We start from the raw sequence: 18,731 nt of genomic DNA, 5'->3' as shown, positions 1-18,731 counted from the left end.
CGTGCAGCAGTCAGGCCGGGTGGAGGGGTCTCACATCTGAGAGACCCCTCATCCGACGGCTTCGCCGCCACCTTCTCCCGCAAGGGGAGAAGGATTCCGCGCTCGCCTCCACCGCCCCTTAACACCCGCCCCCTACACTCACGCGCCATGACCAAGACCCGCGACGCCGTCTCCGCCGAACAGCTGGCCACCTTGAGCCACGAGTTCCGCACGCCCCTGAACGGGGTTCTGGGCATGGCGCGTCTGCTGGAGAACACCAGGCTCACCGCCGAGCAGCGCTCCTATGTCGCCGCCCTGCGCGAGAGCGGCGACCATCTGCTTTCGCTGGTCAACGACGTGCTCGACTTCGCGCGCCTGGGCGCCACGGCGCTGGAGCTGCATCTGGCCCCCGTGCACATCGAGGACCTGCTGCGCCAGGTGGCCGAGCTGATGAGCCCGCGCGCCCACGAGAAGAAGATCGAGATCGGCTGGGCGGTCGAGCGCGGCCTGCCGCCGCTGCTGGCCGACGAGGGCCGCCTGCGCCAGGTGCTGCTGAACTTCGCCGGCAACGCCGTGAAGTTCACCGAAAAGGGCGGCGTGCTGATCACCGCCCGCGACGTCGGCGAAGGCCGCGTGCGCTTCTCGGTGGCCGACACCGGGCCGGGCGTCGCCCCCGAGCAGCGCGAAAGCATCTTCGAAGCCTTCGTCCAAACCGATCCCTCGCACCAGGCCCAGCTGGGCGGCGCGGGCCTGGGCCTGGCCATCGTCGCCCGCCTGGCCGCCGCCATGGACGGCGCCGCAGGCGTGGGCGAAGCCGCAGGCGGCGGCGCGGACTTCTGGTTCGAAGCCCCGTTCGAGCGCCAGGCTCCCGCCGACGCCGCTCCTCCCCTGGAAGGCCGGTTCGTCGCCGTGGTCTCGCCCAACCCGGTGGTCCGCGAGGCCGTCGGCGCTCAGGCCATCGCCTCGGGCGCCTGGGTGAAGAACCTTTCCAACCTGGCCCAGGTCGAGACCCTGCCACGCCAGGCCGTGCTGCTGATCGACGCCGCCCTGGCCGGTCCCGACCAGCCGCTGGCCGCGCCCGTCGGCCGCGCCGCCGTGGCCCTGCTGACCCCCGACCAGCGCGACCTGATCCCCAGCCTGTCGAAGGCCGGCTTCAGCGGCTACCTGATCAAGCCCCTGCGCCGCGCCTCGCTGGTCACGCAGGTGCTGGCCGCCAAGCCGATCGACGCCGCCCTGGAGGCCATCGTCGCCCCGGCCGAGGCCCAGGACGACCGCATCGCCCCGGCCGCCGCCCCCGGCGCCCGCGTGCTGCTGGCCGAGGACAATCCGATCAACGCCCTGCTGGCCCGCACCCTGCTGGAGCGCGAGGGCTGCACGGTCGATCGCATCGCCAGCGGCGACGAGGCCGTGGCCGCCCTGTCGCGCGGGACCTACGACCTAGTGTTCATGGACCTGCGCATGCCGGGCCTGAACGGCCTGGAGGCCACCCGCGCCGTTCGCGCCAAGGGCGTCGACACCCCGATCCTGGCCCTGACCGCCGACGCCTTCGACGAGGACCGTCGCCAGTGCCTGCTGGCCGGCATGGACGATTTCCTGGTCAAGCCGCTGACCCCGGCCGCCCTGCGCGAGGCCCTGTCGCGCTGGACCGGCCCCGACCGCCCGCGCCGCTGGACGAACGTCGCGACGCGCGCCAAGGTCGCCCGCTGACGGGACGCGCGCTTTCCCCGTCTTCGGGGAAGATCATGACCGAGCAGACCACGCCGACCGGCGCCCCGCCAAAGAAGAGCCTGCTCGGCGCCCTGTCCGTGTTCGGCGAGCGACGGGCCCTGGCTCTGCTGGGCCTCGGCTTCGCCTCCGGCCTGCCCTACATGCTGATCTTCGACACCCTATCGCTGTGGCTGCGGGACGCTGGCCTGTCGCTGTCGGTGATCGGCTTCTTCAGCCTGGCCACCCTGTCGTTCTCGCTGAAGTTCCTGTGGGCCCCGCTGATCGACCGGACGAAGATCCCGGTGCTCCACGGCCTGCTCGGCCATCGCCGCGCCTGGATGCTGGTCTGCCAGGCCGGGATCATGCTGGGCCTCTGGGCCATCTCGACCCTGAACCCCGCGACCAATCTGGGTCTGCTGGCCGCCCTGGCGGTGCTGACCGGCTTTCTCACCGCCAGCCAGGACATCGTCATCGACGCCTGGCGCATCGAGGTGGCCGACGCCGAGCGCCAGGGCCCGATGGCCGTGGCCGTGCAGTGGGGCTATCGCGGGGCCATGGTCATGGCCGGCGCCGTGCCGCTGCTCCTGGCCGAGCGCTTCGGCTGGAACTTCTCCTACGCCCTGATGGCCCTTGCCGTGCTGATCGGCCTCGGCGCCACCCTGTGGGCGCCGCGCGAGGCCGCCCACACCATCCGCCCGATCCACACCGACGACGTCGCCCAACCCCAGGTCCTGGTCGTCGCCGAATGGCTGCTGCGCCTGGCGATCATCGCCCTAGGGGCCCTGATCCTGGGCTCGGGCCTGGCTGGCGACGCCAGCCTGCTGTCGAAGCTGGTCGGGGGCGAGGCCCTGGCCGACGCCTGGACCGCCAAGCCCAACGGCGTCTGGCTGCAACTCTTCGGCGCCCTGGTCGGCCTGGGCGTCATCGTCATCGCCGCCTGGCCGATCCCGGGGCTGCGCACCAAGCCTGGCGTCTACATGTCCAAGGCCTTCGGCGAGCCGCTGAAGGAGTTCACGACCCGCTTCTCGGGCGTGGCCGGCCTGATCCTGGCGGCCATCTGCGTCTACCGGGTCTCGGACTTCGTGCTCAACATCATGAACCCGTTCTACCGCGACCTCGGTTTCTCGCTCACCGAGATCGCCGAGATCCGCAAGGTGTTCGGCATCATCGCCTCGATGATTGGCGTGTTCCTGGGCGGCGTCATCGTCGCCCGCTTCGGCCTGATGAAGGCCCTGATCATCGGGGCCTTCGCCCAGCCGATCAGCAATCTGGGCTTCGCCGTCCTGGCCGTCAGCGGCCACAGCGTGCCGATGCTGTTCACCAGCATCTGCCTGGACAACATCTGCGGCGGCATCGCCGGCACGGCGCTGATCGCCTACATGTCGAGCCTGACCAGCGCCGGCTTCACGGCCACGCAGTACGCCCTGTTCTCGTCGCTCTACGCCCTGCCGGGCAAGCTGGTGGCCTCGCAGTCGGGCCGCATCGTCGAGGCCTCGGCGGTCGCGGCCGAGCACGGCGGCCTGTTGGGCGCGCTGAAGGGCCTGTTCGTGCGCCTGCCGCCCGAGACCTTCGCCGCCGCCGGCGCCAAGCTGAAAGTCAGCGGCGCGGCCATGGGCGCGGGCTATGTCGCCTTCTTCGTCTACACCGCCCTGATCGGCGTCGTGGCTATCGCCCTGTCGTTCCTGGTGGCCGCCCGGCAACCCAAGGTCCAGGCGCTGAAGGACGCGGCGGCGGCCGAAGCCGCCGCCTAAGCCCCCGCCCCTCAGCAGGCGCAGATCAGCGGATAGTTGGTCGTGTCGGCGATGGTGGTCATGCCGTAGTACTGCACCAGCACCGACTCCGCCGTGCAGAACGCGCCCTCGACCCAGGCCTGGTCGTTGGAATAGGCCTCGCCGATGATGAACAGGTTGGCCGCCGCGGCGCCGGGCACGAGGCCCGTCGGCTGGCGGATGCGTTGCATCACGTCGCAGATGTCGTAGTGCGCGGCCCAGGCGTGATAGCCGGCCCCGAACGGATTGAGCGAGAAGTCGTCGAAGATCGACTCCACCGGCCAGGGGATCTGGTGGGCGGCGTTCGGATCGCCCCAGTGCACCTTGGCCAGCTCCAGCAGCACCATTCGGATCATGGTGTCGGTCGCCTTCCGGGGGCCGAACAGCACCTGGTAGTCCTGGTCGATCGGAACCTTGCGGCGCTCGCCCACGCCGATCTCCAGCTCCTGCCAGAACTGCACGTACTGCATGTCGTCATAGGAGGCGAGCACGCCGTACATGGGGTTGTCGGTCCCCTGGCTGTTGTTTCCGAAGTAGTAGACTTGGCGCAGCGGCAGGTCGGTGATGGTGGGGCCGAAGACGTTGTCCTTGCCCGACAGGTCCGGCGGATAGGGCACGTCGGCGTCGGTCCACCACGGACGGTCGAAGAACAGCATCACCCGCATCGACGGCTGGCGGATCACCCCGTCCATGTAGAGCTGCACGCCCTCGGCGTTGAGGATGTCGAGGGTCCCCGCCGGCATGTCGGCATAGCGCGTGGCCTCGGCCACCAGGTCCAGCGAGGCCGGCGGCATGGCCAGGAAGGCGTTCTGCGTGGTCTGGACGTCGCCGCCCTTGAAGGGGTTCTCCGCGCTGGCCAGGCGGTAGTTGACCACGTCGCCCTCCAGCCACACCGAGTGCAGGCGGGTGCGCTGGGTCAGCACGAGGTTCACCCCCGCTTTCTGCGCCGCCGCCAAGGCCTGCTGGTAGAGCTGGACGAAGACCTGGGAATAGCCGCCGTTGACCGTCTTGAACGCCCCGCCCGGCGCGAATTCGCCGTTATAGACGGCGGCGTTGGCGGCGTTCCAGTTGATGACGTTGGAAGTGTAGCCGCCGGCGTCGGCGGCGTACTCGTAGCCCTCGTTGCCGGCCTGGTCGTAGAAGACGTTCCAGTAGCCGATGTTGCCGGCGATCGAGCCCGGCGGATAGACGAACGAGTTGAAGGTCTCCGGCAGCCGGCCCGAGCCGTAGAAGGCGCACTGCTGGGTCCGGGTCGAGACCGGCGCATTGCCGGTGATCAGGGCCGAGATGTTCGAGAACAGGGTGGCGGCCGGCTGCTCGTTGTTGCCCGGCGTGTTGTAGGGCGCGGGGTGGGTCGCCAGGTCGTTCTGGTAGATATGCTCCTCGCGCAGGAACAGCAGCGGGTTGTCGGTGGTGTTGAAGTCGATGACCTTGTCCGACAGGCCCAGCGCCTGGATGGTCAGGGTGACCAGTTGGTGGCCCTGGGTTCCGTCCCACTCGATGAAGCGCATGCCGCCCGCCTCGATGTAGGACTGCTTGGGATCGTCGAAGCAGAAGTGGGTGACGATGCGCCCAGCCGGCAGGCGCGTGCCCGAGCCCGGCCCGTCGAAGGCGTAGTCGCCCCACTCGTAGAGCTCTATCGTGTCGCCGGAGACGGCCTTGCCGCCGGTGACCAGCCGCCAGGCCGTGTAGAGCCCGGCCGGCCCCGCGCCGAAGATCGTGTAGGTCGTTCCCATCGCCGCCTCCCCGTGGCCGCGCGAAGCGACCTAGAATTGTAGTTGACGAAGTACGCGCAAAGCGGTCGATGACGACTGTGCGAAACCAGACAGCGCGCAAAGAAAAAGGCCCCGGATCGCTCCGGGGCCTTCGTCTTCAGGACTGGCGTCCGCCTCAGTCGGCGGCCGTCGCGGTGTCGACCGGGGCGGCGTGATGCTCGTCCGAGCCGTGCGACCACTTCTTGAGGAAGGGTGACAGCAGCAGGAAGATCACGCCGATGCCGGCGGCGATCAGGCCGATGACGTTGAACACCTGCAGCGAGGTGCGCAGCGCCGCCTCGGGGTCCAGCACCTGGCCGCCGACGGTTTCCACCGTCGTCAGGCCGGCGATGAAGCCGCCGACGTACTGGGCGATGGCCACGGCCATGAACCACACGGCCATGACGAACGACACCATCGAGGCCGGCGACAGCTTGGTCATCTGCGACAGGCCGACGGGCGACATGCACAGCTCGCCGGTGGTGTGCAGCATGTACATCAGCACCAGGAAGAACAGCGGCATGCGGAAGGCGCCGTCGGCGAAGGTCGAGCCCCACTGCAGCACCAGGAAGCCGAGGCCCACCTGCAACAGCGCCAGGCCGAACTTGACGACCGGGTTGGGATCCTTGCCGCGACGGCCCAGGAACGTCCACAGGGCCGCGAACACCGGGGCGAAGATCAGGATCCAGCCGGCGTTCAGCGCCTGGGTCTGGGCGGCGTTGAAGCTGGAGTCGATCCAGAAGGTCGAGGCGGGGTCGAGACCCGCCGCCTTCAGCTGGCCAGGCGTGGCGATGGTCACCGCGCTTCCGAACAGGTGGATCGGCGCCGAGGTCAGGTTCAGGTTGACGTTGGTGGCCGCGAACAGGTTCAGCGACGAGCCTGCCTGCTCGAACAGGGTCCAGAACACCACCGCGCCGAAGATCAGGAACATGGCCAGGGCCAGGCGCTCGCGCTCGATCTTCTCGACCTTGGCGAACATGAACCAGACGATGTAGCCGATCGAGCCGATCATACCCAGGGTCAGGGTCACGCCGACGATGGCGCTGCGCTGGACCAGGAAGAACACCACGCCCACCGCCAGCAGCGACACCAGGTAGATCAGGTGCTCGCGGCTCAGCGGGCCGGCGACGTTCTGCTTCAGCGCCTTGGCGTCGGGCGCCTCACCCTTGCCCATCAGCAGCGGCTTGCCCAGCACGAAGACGACGAAGCCGGCCAGCATGCCGATCCCGGCCAGGCCGAAGCCGGCCCACCAGCCCACCTTGACGCCCAGATAGCCGCACAGCAGCGAGGCCCAGAACGAACCCAGGTTGATGCCGTAGTAGTAGAGGGTGAAGCCCGGATCCCGGCGCGGGTCGCCCTGCGGGTAGAGCTGGCCGACGATGGTCGAGATGTTGGGCTTCAGGAAGCCGACGCCGACGATGATCAGCGACAGGGCCAGCCAGAAGATGTTGAGATAGGTCGGGTCACGACCCTCGACGCCCAGCTTGTACTGGCCCTTGGGCAGCACGGCCGGCAGCGGCGCGTCGGCCGCCAGGTTCTTGATCTCGAAGTCGCCGGCCTTGTTGGCCGAGATGTCGTAGGGCTTGCCCGCCACGATCAGGCGCGCCACGCGGTCGTCGCCGCGGCCTTCGGCCTGGAATTCGTAGGTCTGGCCGGCGAAGGCCAGGGTCTGGGTCGCCGGCTTGCCCTCGACCGCCATGGTCAGGTGGCCGGCCACCAGCAGCAGGGCGCCGAAGGCCACGGCCTTGCGGGTGCCCAGCCACTTGTCGGCCAGGAAGCCGCCGATCAGCGGCAGCAGGTAGACGAGCGAGGTGTAGGACCCATAGTGGGCGTTGGCCACCTTCGGCTCGAACAGGAAATGTTGCGTAAGATAGAAGATCAGGATCGCCCGCATGCCGTAGTAGGAGAAGCGCTCCCACATCTCGGCGAAGAACAGGATGATCAGCCCCTTGGGGTGCTCTTTGATAAGCTGCAGGAATACCGGCAGACCCGTCAATAACGTGACGAGCACGCCAATAACAATGACAATGCTATTCATTCTCGACCTTGACTGTATTCAAGTCAGATAGGGCGACACCAACGGTCGTTTCGCCCTCCCCTCCCCAGTTCGCGGGGAGAAGATCACGCGGCTTTCCGTTTCACAAGCAAAGGCTTGCCGGAAGGGAGCGCTTGCCCCGCCCCGCGCGTTTCATTGGCGACAGGTTCCGCAACGACACCCGCAACGACTGGGGAACGCGCATGCAATCGTCAAATCCCGACCACCCGATCACCTGCGCCCGCGAGAGCGGCCGCGTGCGGGTGCTGTTCGAAGGCCACGAGATCGCCGACAGCGACGATGTCCTGGTGCTCCGCGAGGCCGACTATCCGCCGGTGCGCTACTTCCCGCGAAGCGACGTGGCCATGGCCTTCCTGCGCAAGTCCGACAAGACCACCCGCTGCCCCTACAAGGGCCAAGCGACCTACTACACGATCTATCGCGACCGGCAGATCATCGAGGACGCCGTCTGGTCCTACGAGTCTCCGTTGCAGGGTATGGAGCGCCTGGCCGGGCGGCTGGCCTTCTATCCGCAGCACGTCGACTTCCAGAACGACGCGCTCAGCCCGGCCGAGTCCGCCGCGATCCCCGGCGCGGCCCCGCGCAGCGCCCACGACATCGACGAGATCGTCCGCCACACCGACAGCGGCTCTGGCAGCAGTCAGGCCGAGCACTGGGAGACCAATGTCTCGATGCCCGACGACGAGGCCTGGGAGGGCGACGAAGACCAGGTGATCGGCCGTCCGTACCACGGAACGGGCTCGATCTAGGGGATCGGTCGGCCCGCCGACACAAGCCCATGTATGAAAACACACATTTTTGTCGCTCCACGGCGCCGTTCGCGCTTGCCAAGCGTTGCAACCCAGGAGATCGTCTCAAATGAAACCGTCCGCTCCCTCCCCCGGGGAGAATAGAGACGGAGGAGGAAGCCATGGCCTATATCAGCCTGGAGGCGCGCCACCAGACCGCGTCGCCCCGCCGCCGGATCCGTTGGGAGCGCGTCGCGATCGTCGGCGCCAGCCTCGGCCTCTGGGCCGGCATCATCGCCCTGGCCACAGCCCTCTCCTGACACCCGGCGCGGAAAGCTCGCGCGCCGCTTTGGCCGCGAGATTTCCATGTCCCTGAATCCCTGCCGCCCGATCTCCATCGGCGTCGCCCGAACGGCCGCCGATGTCTATGATTACGCGCGACGGCCCGAAACCATGCCCGAATGGGCCGCGGGTCTGGGCGGCGGCCTACGCGCTTCCGCCGAGCCCGATGTCTGGATCGTCGACACGCCCGGCGGCGAAGCCCGCGTGCGCTTCTCGCCCGAAAACCCCTTCGGCGTCCTCGACCACTGGGTGACCCTGGCCGACGGAACCGAGGTCTCCGTGCCGCTGCGCGTGGTGGCCAATGGCGACGGCGCCGAGGTCACCCTGACCCTCTTTCGCCTGCCCGGCATGGACGACGCCGCCTTCGAACGCGACGCCGAGGCGGTGACCCGAGATCTGGAGACCTTGAAGGCGCGGCTGGAGGGCTGAGACCGCAAGCGTCGCCGGAGGAACCGGCGCGCTCGCCCCAGGGTTTGCCCCTCGGCCCGCGCAACAGGGCCGGGACCAACGAGGGCAGGGCCATGGACGACGGCTTCATCACCAAGCGCGGAACGGGCGACGAAACCCACCAGCAGGTTCCCAAGGACGGCCCGCACAATGCCGAGGGCCACCTGACCACCAACCAGGGCGTCCGGGTCTCCGACAACCAGAACCAGCTGAAGTCGGGTCCGCGCGGCCCGGTGCTGCTGGAAGACTTCGTCCTGCGGGAAAAGATCTTCCACTTCGACCACGAGCGCATCCCCGAGCGCATCGTCCACGCCCGCGGTTCGGCCGCCCACGGGTTCTTCGAGCCCTATCCGGCGGCGGCCAAGCTCAGCAAGGCCGACCTTTTCCAGCGCCCCGGCGAGAAGACCCCGGTGTTCGTGCGCTTCTCCACCGTGGCCGGCGGCGCGGGCAGCGTCGACACGCCCCGCGACGTGCGCGGCTTCGCGGTGAAGTTCTACACCCAGGAAGGCAACTGGGACCTGGTGGGTAACAACATCCCCGTGTTCTTCATCCAGGACGCCATGAAGTTCCCCGACCTCGTCCACTCGGTGAAGATGGAGGCCGACCGCGGCTATCCCCAGGCCGCCAGCGCCCACGACACCTTCTGGGACTTCATCAGCCTGATGCCCGAGGCCACCCACATGATCATGTGGGCGATGAGCGACCGGACCATCCCGCGCAGCTTGCGCACGATCGAGGGCTTCGGCGTCCACACCTTCCGACTGATCGACGCCCGGGGGAAGTCGACCTTCGTCAAGTTCCATTGGAAGCCCAAGCAGGGCGTGGCCTCGACGATCTGGGACGAGGCGGTGAAGATCGCCGGCGCCGATCCCGACTTCCAGCGCCGCGACCTGTTCGAGGCCATCCAGCGCGGCGACTTCCCCGAATGGGAACTGGGCGTCCAGGCCTTCGACCAGGCCTTCGCCGACAGCTTCGAGTTCGACGTCCTCGATCCCACCAAGATCATTCCCGAAGAGGTGCTGCCGATCACCCCGATCGGCCGCATGGTGCTGGACCGCTGGCCCGACAACTTCTTCGCCGAGACCGAGCAGGCGGCCTACTGCCCGGGCAACATCGTGCCGGGCGTCGACTTCACCAACGACCCGCTGCTGCAGGGCCGATTGTTCTCCTATCTCGACACCCAGAAGAGCCGGCTGGGCACGGCCAACTTCCACCAGATCCCGGTCAACGCACCCAAGTGCCCGGTGATGAACTTCCAGCGCGACGGCATGATGCAGATGCTGCAGCCCAAGGGCCGCGCCAACTATGAGCCCAACAGCCTGGCCGAAACCACCGGCGAACCAGGCGGCCCCCGCGAATGCCCGGTCACCGGCTTCCACACCCACGAGGCGGCCGACGGCGACGACGAGCAGGGCGACAAGCTGCGCATCCGCCCCGAGAGCTTCGCCGACCACTACAGCCAGGCCCGACTCTTTTTCCGCTCGCTTGATCCGGCCGAGCAGGCGCACCTGGCCTCGGCCCTGGTGTTCGAGCTGTCGAAGGTGGGGATCGAGGCGGTGCGGACGCGGATGCTGTCCAACCTGGTCAATGTCGATCCGGATCTGGCGGCCCGGGTCGGCGACGGCCTGAACATGCCTGTGCCCAAGGCCTCGAAGACGGCGGTTCCGGTGCGCGACCTGCCGCCCTCGCCCGCCCTGCGGATCGTCAACGGCCCGCGCGCCCCGGCCGACCTGAAGGGCCACGTGATCGGGATTCTCGTTGCCGACGGCTCCGACGCCAAGGCGGTCGACAAGCTGAAAGCGGCGATCGCCAAGGCCGGCGCGACGCCCAAGGTGATCGCCCCGAAGATCGGCGGCGCCAAGGGCGCGGACGGAGCACTGATCCCGGCCGACGGCCAGCTGGCCGGGACGCCGTCGGTGACGGTGGACGCCGTGGCCCTGGCGCTGTCGGACGACGGCTGCGCGGCCCTGCTGAAGGAAGCCGCCGCCGTGCAGTTCGTCATGGACGCCTTCGGTCACCTGAAGGCCATCGGCGCCGACGCCGCCGCCAAGCCCCTGCTGGACAAGGCCGGGGTCGAGCCCGATGAAGGCGTCACCGGCCTGGGCGAGGATTTCCTCGCCGCCGCGGTCAAGCGGTTCTGGGACCGCGAGCCGAAGGTGCGGACCCTGGCCTAAAACCCCTCTGCCCTTGCGGGAGAGGGTGGCCCGCGAAGCGGATCGGGTGAGGGGTCGCACATACAGAAACGCCGCGACAGCGTTACGGCTGTCGCGGCGTCTTGCGTCTGGGAAGCCCCTCATCGGTCGGCTTCGCCGACACCTTCTCCCGCAAGGGGAGAAGGAAACTTAGAACTCTTCCCAGGCGTCGGCTTCCACCTTCAGTGCGGCCGAGCCTTCGCTGGCGAAGGCGGCGGCGCGGGCTTGCGCGGCGCGGGCCGGGCTGGCGGTCGGACGCGAGGCGGGAGAGGCCGCGCGCGGGGCCGAGGCGACCGCGGCGCCGCCGGTGACCTTAAAGCGGCCGACCTGCACGGCCAGTTCGCCGGCCTCGCCCTTCAGCGAGTGGGTGGCGGCGGTGGCCTCTTCCACCATGGCCGCGTTCTGCTGGACGACCTGGTCCATCTGGTTCACGGCGCTGTTGACCTGATGCAGACCGGTGGCCTGCTCCTGGGCGCTGGCGGCGATCTCGCCGACCAGGGCGTCGATGCTGGCCACCTGGCTGACGATGGCGCGCAGGGCCTCGCCGGTCTGGCCGACCAGGGACACGCCCGAACCGACCTGCTGGGTCGAGGTCGAGATCAGGCCCTTGATCTCCTTGGCGGCCTCGGCCGAGCGCTGGGCGAGAGCCCGCACTTCCTGGGCGACAACCGCGAAGCCCTTGCCGGCGTCGCCTGCGCGAGCGGCTTCGACGCCGGCGTTCAGGGCCAGCAGGTTGGTCTGGAACGCGATCTCGTCGATCACCCCGATGATGTTGCCGATCTGGCCCGAGGACTGCTCGATGCCGGCCATGGCGCTGACGGCCTGGTCGACGATCTGGCCCGAACGCTCGGCGCCGGCGCGGGCGTCGGCCACGAGGCCCGAGACCTCCTTGGCGCCGGTCGCGGTCTTGCGGACGGTGGCGGTGATCTGGTCGAGGGCCGCGGCGGTCTCTTCCAGGCTGGCGGCCTGCTGCTCGGTGCGACGCGACAGGTCGTCGGAGGCCTGGGCGATCTCTTCCGAACCGGCGCGGATGCCGCCGGCCGCGCCGTTGATGCCGCGCATGGCCTCTTCCAGGCGGGCGACGGCGGCGTTGAAGTCGGCCTTCAGCTGTTCGGTTTCCGGCGCGAAGCGGGCGGTGATGCGGAAGGTCAGGTCGCCGTTCGACAGGTGATCCAGGGCTTCGGCCAGGGCGGCCACGGCGACGGCGTCTTCCTCGGCCTTGGCGGCCTTCTCGGCCTCGACGCGGGCGCGCTCGCTCTCGGTCAGGCGACGCTGCTCGACCGCCTCGCCTTCCAGGCGCAGCTTGTGGATGGCGGCGTCCTTGAAGCTCAGCACGGCCTGGGCCATCTGGCCGACCTCGTCCTTGCGGCCGACGGCCGGGACTTCGATGCTGTTGTCGCCGCCGGCCAGGCGGCGCATGGCCGCCGTCATCGCCGCCACCGAAGCGCCGATGGTCGCCGACAGCATCCAGCCCATCACCCCGGCGATGGCCAGGGCGACGACGCCGCCGATCACCAGCGACAGGATGGCCGTGTCCATGGCCGACTTCATTTCCTTGGCCCGCAGCGCCACGCGGTCGGCGGCCGCGGCGGTCAGCTCCTGCTGCACGGCGCGGATCTGCGACAGGCTCTTGCGGCCCGTCAGTTCGCCGGCGGTGACGCGGCCCATCACCGGGTCGTTGGCCATGGCCGTCAGGACCGGATCGGCGATCGTCACGCGCCAGTCGGCCATCGCCGCGCGCAGGCGCTGGATGCGCGCCTTCTGCTCGGCGACGGTGGTCTTGGCCTCGAAGGCGTCCAGACCCTTGTCGAACTGGGCGGCGTTATCCTTGTAGGTCTGGGCGAAGTCGGTGTCGCCGAGCAGGGCGTAGGCCCGCAGGGCGTTCTGCTGTTCCAGCACCAGGTTCATGACCGACTGGGCGTCGGTGGCCAGCGACTGGCTGCGCTGGCTGGAGACGGCGGCGTCCTCGATGCGCTGCAGGCTGGTGAACACCACCGCCGACGAGGCGATGAAGGCGATGATCAGCGCGCTGAACGCCACGCCCAGCTTCGTCGAGATCTTCAAGTCGTTGAAACGCATTTCGCCCAGCCCTCAACCTATCATTCGATAAGGCGAGGAACTGGGCGATAAAACTTAAGCACAGATTGCAAAATGCAGGAATAACAACGCTATTCAGCGTTTTAGATGCGACACAATACCGCATCACCCATCTGAACAGTCGTAAGTTCACCTCCGAGATCACGGGTACGCGCACCCGAATCCAGAGCAGCCTTGACCGCCGCCAGAAGACGGTCAGCGGCTTCGACTTCTTTCAGCGACCAGCGCAGGGCCATCTCGAACGACAGGATGGCGGCCAGCGGATTGGCCAGGCCCTTGCCGGCGATGTCGGGGGCCGAGCCGTGGATCGGCTCGTAGAGACCCGGCTTGTTGGGATCGCCGATGGCGGCCGAGGGCAGCATGCCCAGCGAACCGGTCAGCATGGCCGCCGCGTCCGACAGGATGTCGCCGAACAGGTTGTCGGTGACGATGACGTCGAACTGCTTGGGGGCGCGCACCAGCTGCATGGCGCAGTTGTCGGCCAGGATGTGCTCCAGCTCGACGTCCGGATATTCGCGAGCGTGCAGCTCGGTGATCACCTGCTTCCACAGCAGGCCCGACTCCATGACGTTGGACTTCTCGGCCGAGTGGACCTTGTTCTTGCGGCCGCGGGCCAACTCGAAGGCCACGCGCCCGGCGCGTTCGATCTCGCTGGTCGTGTAGAGGGCGGTGTCGTAGCCCTTCTTCTGGCCGTCCGGCAGCACATCGATGCCGCGCGGCTCGCCGAAATAGACGCCGCCGACCAGTTCGCGCACGAACATGATGTCGAGGCCCGAGACCAACTCGGTCTTCAGGCTGGACGCGCCGGCCAGGGCCTCGAAGCAATAGGCCGGGCGCAGGTTGGCGTAGACGTTCATAGCCTTGCGCAGGTTCAGCAGGCCGGCTTCCGGGCGCAGGTGGCGCGGGGCGTCGGCCCACTTGGGACCACCGACCGCGCCCATCAGCACCGCGTCGCTGGCGAGCGCGCGATCACGCACCTCGTCGGTCAGGGGCGTGCCGTGGGCGTCATAGCTGGCGCCGCCGTAGATGGCTTCCTCGACCACCAGGTTCGGCGTGAGCGCGGCCGCGACGCGGCGCACCTCGGCGCAGACTTCCGGACCGATGCCGTCGCCAGGGAGCAGGAGGAGCGTAGCCATTTCAGATCTCGCGGCTTCAAATAGAACGGTGGGTGGAAACGTCAAAAGAAGACATGCGGCGCTCGTGGACGCCGAGCTCGGCGCAGGCCGCACGCCATGCGGCCATATGCGGCGAAGCGCGATGGAAGGCCAGAGCCGCTTCGTCGACGAAGTGCTCGAACACCCGGATCAGGCCGGGATCGAGCGGATCCTCGGAGAGGGCGTAGGCCAGGCATCCCGGCTCGCCGCGCGATCCGGCCACCTGGGCCGCCAGGTGCGGGCGCAGGGCTTCCAGGCGCTCGGGCGCGAAGCGGATGGAGCCGGCGAGGATCAGGGTCATTCGGAAAATCTCCCCCTTCCCCCTGGATGGGGGAAGGGTCGGGGATGGGAGTGGAAGCCTGTCAGGATGTAGCGCGAACCGAGCCGCCGCCGTCACCCCCACCCCAGCCCTCCCCCATCAAGGGGGAGGGAGCAAACGGGCTATTCCAGCCAGGGCTGGCCGATGGCGCGCTTGCTTTCGAAGACGTCGATGTCGGTCGCGTGCTGCAGGGTCTCGCCGATGGCGTCCAGGCCCTTGAGCATCTTCTGCTTGCGCACCGGATCGATCTGGAAGCTGAAGGTCTTGCCCGAGGGCGAGATCACCGTCTGGGCTTCCAGGTCGATGCTGACCATGTGGTTGCCGCCCTTGGCCTCGTCCATCAGGAGCGAGACCTCGTCGGGCGCCAGCACCACCGGCAGCAGGCCGTTGTTGAAGCAGTTGTTGTTGAAGATGTCGGCGAAGCTGGTGGAGATCACGCACAGGATGCCGAAATCCATCAGCGCCCACGGGGCGTGCTCGCGCGAGGAGCCGCAGCCGAAGTTGTCGCCGGCGATCAGCACGGACGAGCCCTTGTACTCCGGCCGGTTCAGCACGAAGTCGGCGATCTCGTTCCCCGCCGCGTCGAAGCGAAAATCGAAGAACAGGCCCTTGCCCAGACCTTCGCGCTCGACGGTCTTGAGGAACTGCTTGGGGATGATCTGGTCGGTGTCGATATTGGCCAGCGACAGGGGCGCCGCGCGGCCGTCGAGACGGGTGAAGGCTTGCATGTCGCGCCTCTCCTAGTTCTTCAGCGTCTGGGTGATGGCCCAGCGCTCGGTGCGGCCGTTCAGCTGGCCGCTGCTCGGATCGGTGAGAACGGTCTTGCTCTCGCAGTCGGCCTTGATCGGCAGGCCGATCTTCAGGTCGATCTCGTAGAGGCAACCGCTGGTGTTCTCGAACTTCATGTTGGCGAACATGGCCTTGACGTCGGGCTTCTGGCGTCGGGGCCCATTTGAGCGGCCATGGCCTCGATCATCTTGGCGATGATCGCCGTGGTCGACTCCGGATCCAGGCTCCGGCTCCAGCGCACCACGCCGACGCCGCGCGCCTCGTCGATCTTCTCGATCGAGACGACGCCCTTGGCCTTGATCACGCCGCCGCCGAACGGGCTGGCGATCTCGTCGTCGTAGGTCAGCGGCTTGCCGACCTCCAGCTCGACGTTCACCGGCACGGTCAGCAGGCTGTCTTCCTTGAGCATGACCGTGGCGGCCTGCTCGGGGCTCATCCTGGCGAACATGCTGGTCACCGCGCCGATGGCCTTGGCGGCGTCGGCGTCGTCGCCGGCCAGGGCGGTCAGCGCCTTGGTCACGTCGGCGACCGTGGCCGGCCAGTCCTCGATCGACACCGGCGAGAGGCTTTCGTCGGCGTCGTAGACATAGGTCCGCGCCAGCATGCCCTCGAGCGCGGCCTGCACCTTGGCCTGCTGCGCGGCCGTGCCGACCTTGGGCAGCTCCGTCGACACCGGCTTCAGCGTCACGCGGTAGCCGTCGCCCTGCGTCTCGATCGTCTTGGCGTAGACCGTCCTGCCGCCGATCGGCGCGCTGGCCTTGCCGTCACGGATGTCCTCGCGGCTCTTGACCACGACCATCTCGACCTGCGCCGTCTTGGGCAGGTCGAGCGGCGCGGCGAAGGTCGAGGCCGCCGCCAGGGCGAGCAACAGGCTCACGACAGCAGGGTCCGCACGTCGACCAGGTGGCCGGCGATCGCCGCCGCCGCCGCCATGGCGGGCGAGACGAGGTGGGTGCGGCCGCCGCGGCCCTGACGGCCTTCGAAGTTGCGGTTGCTGGTCGAGGCGCAGCGTTCGCCCGGCTCGAGACGGTCGGGGTTCATCCCCAGGCACATCGAGCAGCCCGGCTCGCGCCAGTCGAAGCCCGAGGCCTTGAAGATGGCGTCCAGGCCTTCGGCCTCGGCCTGTTCCTTAACGAGGCCCGAGCCCGGTACGACCATCGCCTTCACGTGCGGCGCCACGAGGCGGCCGTGCAGGAAGGCTTCCTGCACCACCGCGGCGGCGGCGCGCATGTCCTCGATCCGGCTGTTGGTGCACGAGCCGATGAAGACGCGGTCGATGCGGGCTTCCGAGATCGGCTGGCCGGCGGTCAGGCCCATATATTCGAGAGCCCGGTGGGCGGCGGCGCGCTTGTCGGCCGTGCCGAAGCTTTCCGGCTCGGGCACGTTGCCGGTCACCGGGATGACGTCCTCGGGGGACGTGCCCCAGGTGACCATCGGCACGAGGGCCGAGCCGTCGATGACGACGGTGCGGTCGAAGACGGCGCCTTCGTCGGAGAAGAAGGTCTTCCAGTGGGCCAGGGCCATCTCCCAGGCCGCGCCCTTGGGCGCGGCGGGCTTGCCCTTGACGTATTCGAAGGTGGTTTCGTCGGGCGCGACCAGGCCGGCCTTGGCGCCGCCCTCGATGGTCAGGTTGCAGAGGGTCATGCGGCCCTCCATCGTCAGGCCGCGCACGGCCTCGCCGGCGTATTCGATGACATAGCCGGTGCCGCCGGCCGTGCCGATCTCGCCGATCACGGCCAGGGCGATGTCCTTGGCCGTGACGCCGGGGCCCAGCTGGCCGTCGACCCGAACCAGCAGGTTCTTGGCCTTCTTCTGGCGCAGGGTCTGGGTGGCCAGCACGTGCTCGACTTCCGACGTGCCGATGCCATGGGCCAGGGCCCCGAAGGCGCCGTGGGTCGAGGTGTGGCTGTCGCCGCAGACGATGGTCATGCCCGGCTGGGTGCGGCCCTGCTCGGGACCCACCACGTGGACGATGCCGTTGCGGATGTCGCCCATCGGGAAATACTCGATCCCGTTGTCGGCGACGTTGCGGCCAAGCGTCTGGAGCTGGAGGCGCGCCTCTTCGTCCTGCACGGCGTCGACGCCGGCGGCCTGGTTCTCGGTCGGCACGTTGTGATCCGCCACGGCGAGCGTGCGGTCGGGCCGGCGCACGGGGCGATGCGCGGCGCGAAGGCCGGCGAAGGCCTGCGGCGTCGTCACCTCGTGGATGAGATGCAGGTCGATGTACAGGATGGCCTCGCCGTCGGCTTCGCTGACGACGTGGGCGTCCCAGATCTTGTCGTAGAGGGTCTTTGTTGCGCGGGTCATAGCGCCTCGCATCTAGGCCCGAAGCGGTGGCGCGTAAAGCGTGGATGCGCCGAAAATCCGCTGTGTGACCGCCGGGCGACGACTGATCTTGCCCCAGACACGCAAGGATCGCCGGACCGGACGCACATTTCTTGCCCGAACCCGCGACATAGCGCCGCCACGACGCCTCCCAGAACGACTAAGGGCGCGCCGGTCGTAGAGACCTGTCGGCGCGCCCTGACATCGTTTTCAACACTCCAGGGGCCGATGGCTCCACCTGAAGAGGGCCGTCCACTAGAAAGGAGACGGTCTGGAAGCCCGTCGACTGAGCGGCGGGGGTGAATTGATCATGCCACAGAACGACGGTCCGTCAAGGTGCGTGCGAACGCACAAAGCTTGACCTTGCGGGCGACGCGGCCGCGATCTTCGTCGCCCCCGGCCGCGAGCGGCAGATCGGCCCGGCGAAGACGTCGATTGAGGGCTGGGTCAAGGACGAGGCGGACGGCTGGGCCGCGCCGCCGGGAGCGATCGCCAGCAACGTCAAAAGACACCCAATCGTCCAGATCCGTCGCATGTCGCCCCCGCTTCATCGACTTAACCTGAGATTGCGCGCAATCTCGCGCTGTGCACAAGCGCACAAGCACAGGGCGCAGGCAAAGGGCGCACAAGCAAAAGGCCCCGGCGTTTCCACCGGGGCCTTCGATCTTCTCGCCGAAGCGGAAGGGCTTATTCGGCGTCGCGACGAACGTTGACGCGCTCGGCGATACGGGCCGACTTACCGCGACGGTCGCGCAGGTAGTACAGCTTGGCGCGACGGACGACGCCGCGGCGCTTGACTTCGATGCTTTCGATGCTCGGCGAGAGCAGCGGGAACAGACGTTCCACGCCTTCGCCGAACGAGATCTTGCGGACGGTGAAGCTCTCGTGGACGCCCGTGCCGGCGCGGGCGATGCAGACGCCCTCATAGGCCTGAACGCGCTCGCGCTCGCCTTCCTTGATCTTCACGTTGACGCGCAGGGTGTCGCCGGGACGGAAGTCCGGGATCGCGCGGACGGCCAGCAGACGGGCCGCTTCTTCTTGCTCGAGCTGAGCGACGATGTTGATCGCCATGG

Annotated in this window: 16 protein-coding genes; 6 read left to right on the top strand and 10 right to left on the bottom strand. The window is 68.3% G+C overall.

Going from position 1 to position 18,731, the window contains the following annotated elements; translation table 11 throughout:
- The first annotated feature begins 147 nt into the window (after nt 1–147).
- Both AC07NS_RS08775 and AC07NS_RS08770 read left to right on the top strand, forming a co-directional pair.
- Nucleotides 148–1,686, top strand: coding sequence for a response regulator (locus tag AC07NS_RS08775; protein ID WP_494602747.1), 1,539 nt, complete (start codon nt 148–150; stop codon nt 1,684–1,686).
- 35 nt (nt 1,687–1,721) lie between these two features.
- Nucleotides 1,722–3,437, top strand: coding sequence for an AmpG family muropeptide MFS transporter (locus tag AC07NS_RS08770; RefSeq protein ID WP_494602746.1), 1,716 nt, complete (start codon nt 1,722–1,724; stop codon nt 3,435–3,437).
- Between the two features lie 11 nt (nt 3,438–3,448).
- Here the strand turns inward: AC07NS_RS08770 and AC07NS_RS08765 are convergent, their stop codons facing one another.
- Together AC07NS_RS08765 and AC07NS_RS08760 are read right to left on the bottom strand one after the other, a co-directional pair.
- Nucleotides 3,449–5,191 carry a flavin monoamine oxidase family protein gene (locus AC07NS_RS08765; protein ID WP_494602745.1) on the bottom strand — a complete coding sequence of 581 codons (1,743 nt, stop codon included), beginning with the start codon at nt 5,189–5,191 and terminating at the stop codon, nt 3,449–3,451.
- Between the two features lie 154 nt (nt 5,192–5,345).
- The gene (locus AC07NS_RS08760; RefSeq protein WP_494602744.1) at nt 5,346–7,247 is read right to left on the bottom strand and encodes a peptide MFS transporter; all 1,902 of its coding nucleotides are present in this window, start codon (nt 7,245–7,247) and stop codon (nt 5,346–5,348) included.
- A 200-nt stretch (nt 7,248–7,447) separates the two neighbouring features.
- Between AC07NS_RS08760 and AC07NS_RS08755 the strand changes: the two genes are divergently transcribed.
- The 4 genes from AC07NS_RS08755 to AC07NS_RS08740 all read left to right on the top strand — a co-directional run bounded on the left by AC07NS_RS08755 (nt 7,448) and on the right by AC07NS_RS08740 (nt 10,956).
- Nucleotides 7,448–8,014: a DUF427 domain-containing protein gene (locus AC07NS_RS08755; protein ID WP_494602743.1), complete on the top strand. Its 567-nt coding sequence runs from the start codon at nt 7,448–7,450 to the stop codon at nt 8,012–8,014.
- A gap of 161 nt (nt 8,015–8,175) precedes the next feature.
- Nucleotides 8,176–8,313, top strand: coding sequence for a hypothetical protein (locus AC07NS_RS08750; RefSeq protein WP_487292125.1), 138 nt, complete (start codon nt 8,176–8,178; stop codon nt 8,311–8,313).
- A gap of 46 nt (nt 8,314–8,359) precedes the next feature.
- Nucleotides 8,360–8,764: an SRPBCC family protein gene (locus AC07NS_RS08745; protein WP_494602742.1), complete on the top strand. Its 405-nt coding sequence runs from the start codon at nt 8,360–8,362 to the stop codon at nt 8,762–8,764.
- 92 nt (nt 8,765–8,856) lie between these two features.
- Nucleotides 8,857–10,956, top strand: coding sequence for a catalase (locus AC07NS_RS08740; protein ID WP_494602741.1), 2,100 nt, complete (start codon nt 8,857–8,859; stop codon nt 10,954–10,956).
- Between the two features lie 168 nt (nt 10,957–11,124).
- Here the strand turns inward: AC07NS_RS08740 and AC07NS_RS08735 are convergent, their stop codons facing one another.
- The 8 genes from AC07NS_RS08735 to rplS all read right to left on the bottom strand — a co-directional run bounded on the left by AC07NS_RS08735 (nt 11,125) and on the right by rplS (nt 18,729).
- Nucleotides 11,125–13,053 (bottom strand): methyl-accepting chemotaxis protein, encoded by a 1,929-nt coding sequence (locus AC07NS_RS08735; protein WP_494602740.1) that lies wholly within the window; start codon nt 13,051–13,053, stop codon nt 11,125–11,127.
- Between the two features lie 101 nt (nt 13,054–13,154).
- Entirely contained in the window at nt 13,155–14,207 is a 1,053-nt protein-coding gene (gene leuB, locus AC07NS_RS08730) for a 3-isopropylmalate dehydrogenase (protein ID WP_494602739.1), read from the bottom strand.
- 16 nt (nt 14,208–14,223) lie between these two features.
- Nucleotides 14,224–14,526: a putative quinol monooxygenase gene (locus AC07NS_RS08725; protein ID WP_494602738.1), complete on the bottom strand. Its 303-nt coding sequence runs from the start codon at nt 14,524–14,526 to the stop codon at nt 14,224–14,226.
- 140 nt (nt 14,527–14,666) lie between these two features.
- On the bottom strand, nt 14,667–15,272 hold the full coding sequence (gene leuD, locus AC07NS_RS08720; protein WP_494602737.1) for a 3-isopropylmalate dehydratase small subunit: 606 nt from the start codon (nt 15,270–15,272) through the stop codon (nt 14,667–14,669).
- 12 nt (nt 15,273–15,284) lie between these two features.
- Nucleotides 15,285–15,461 carry a hypothetical protein gene (locus tag AC07NS_RS08715; RefSeq protein ID WP_494602736.1) on the bottom strand — a complete coding sequence of 59 codons (177 nt, stop codon included), beginning with the start codon at nt 15,459–15,461 and terminating at the stop codon, nt 15,285–15,287.
- Nucleotides 15,446–16,210, bottom strand: coding sequence for a hypothetical protein (locus AC07NS_RS08710; RefSeq protein ID WP_494602735.1), 765 nt, complete (start codon nt 16,208–16,210; stop codon nt 15,446–15,448). The genes AC07NS_RS08715 and AC07NS_RS08710 overlap by 16 nt, the downstream gene beginning before the upstream one ends.
- Nucleotides 16,207–17,640 (bottom strand): 3-isopropylmalate dehydratase large subunit, encoded by a 1,434-nt coding sequence (gene leuC, locus AC07NS_RS08705; RefSeq protein WP_494602734.1) that lies wholly within the window; start codon nt 17,638–17,640, stop codon nt 16,207–16,209. The genes AC07NS_RS08710 and leuC overlap by 4 nt, the downstream gene beginning before the upstream one ends.
- A gap of 705 nt (nt 17,641–18,345) precedes the next feature.
- Entirely contained in the window at nt 18,346–18,729 is a 384-nt protein-coding gene (rplS, locus tag AC07NS_RS08700) for a 50S ribosomal protein L19 (protein WP_487292134.1), read from the bottom strand.
- Between the last annotated feature and the right edge of the window lie 2 nt (nt 18,730–18,731).

The sequence above is a fragment of the Caulobacter sp. GW821-FHT10A10 genome, from assembly GCF_059415745.1.
Note: the sequence above shows the minus strand (reverse complement) of the source record. Positions and strands in the feature narration are given on the sequence as shown.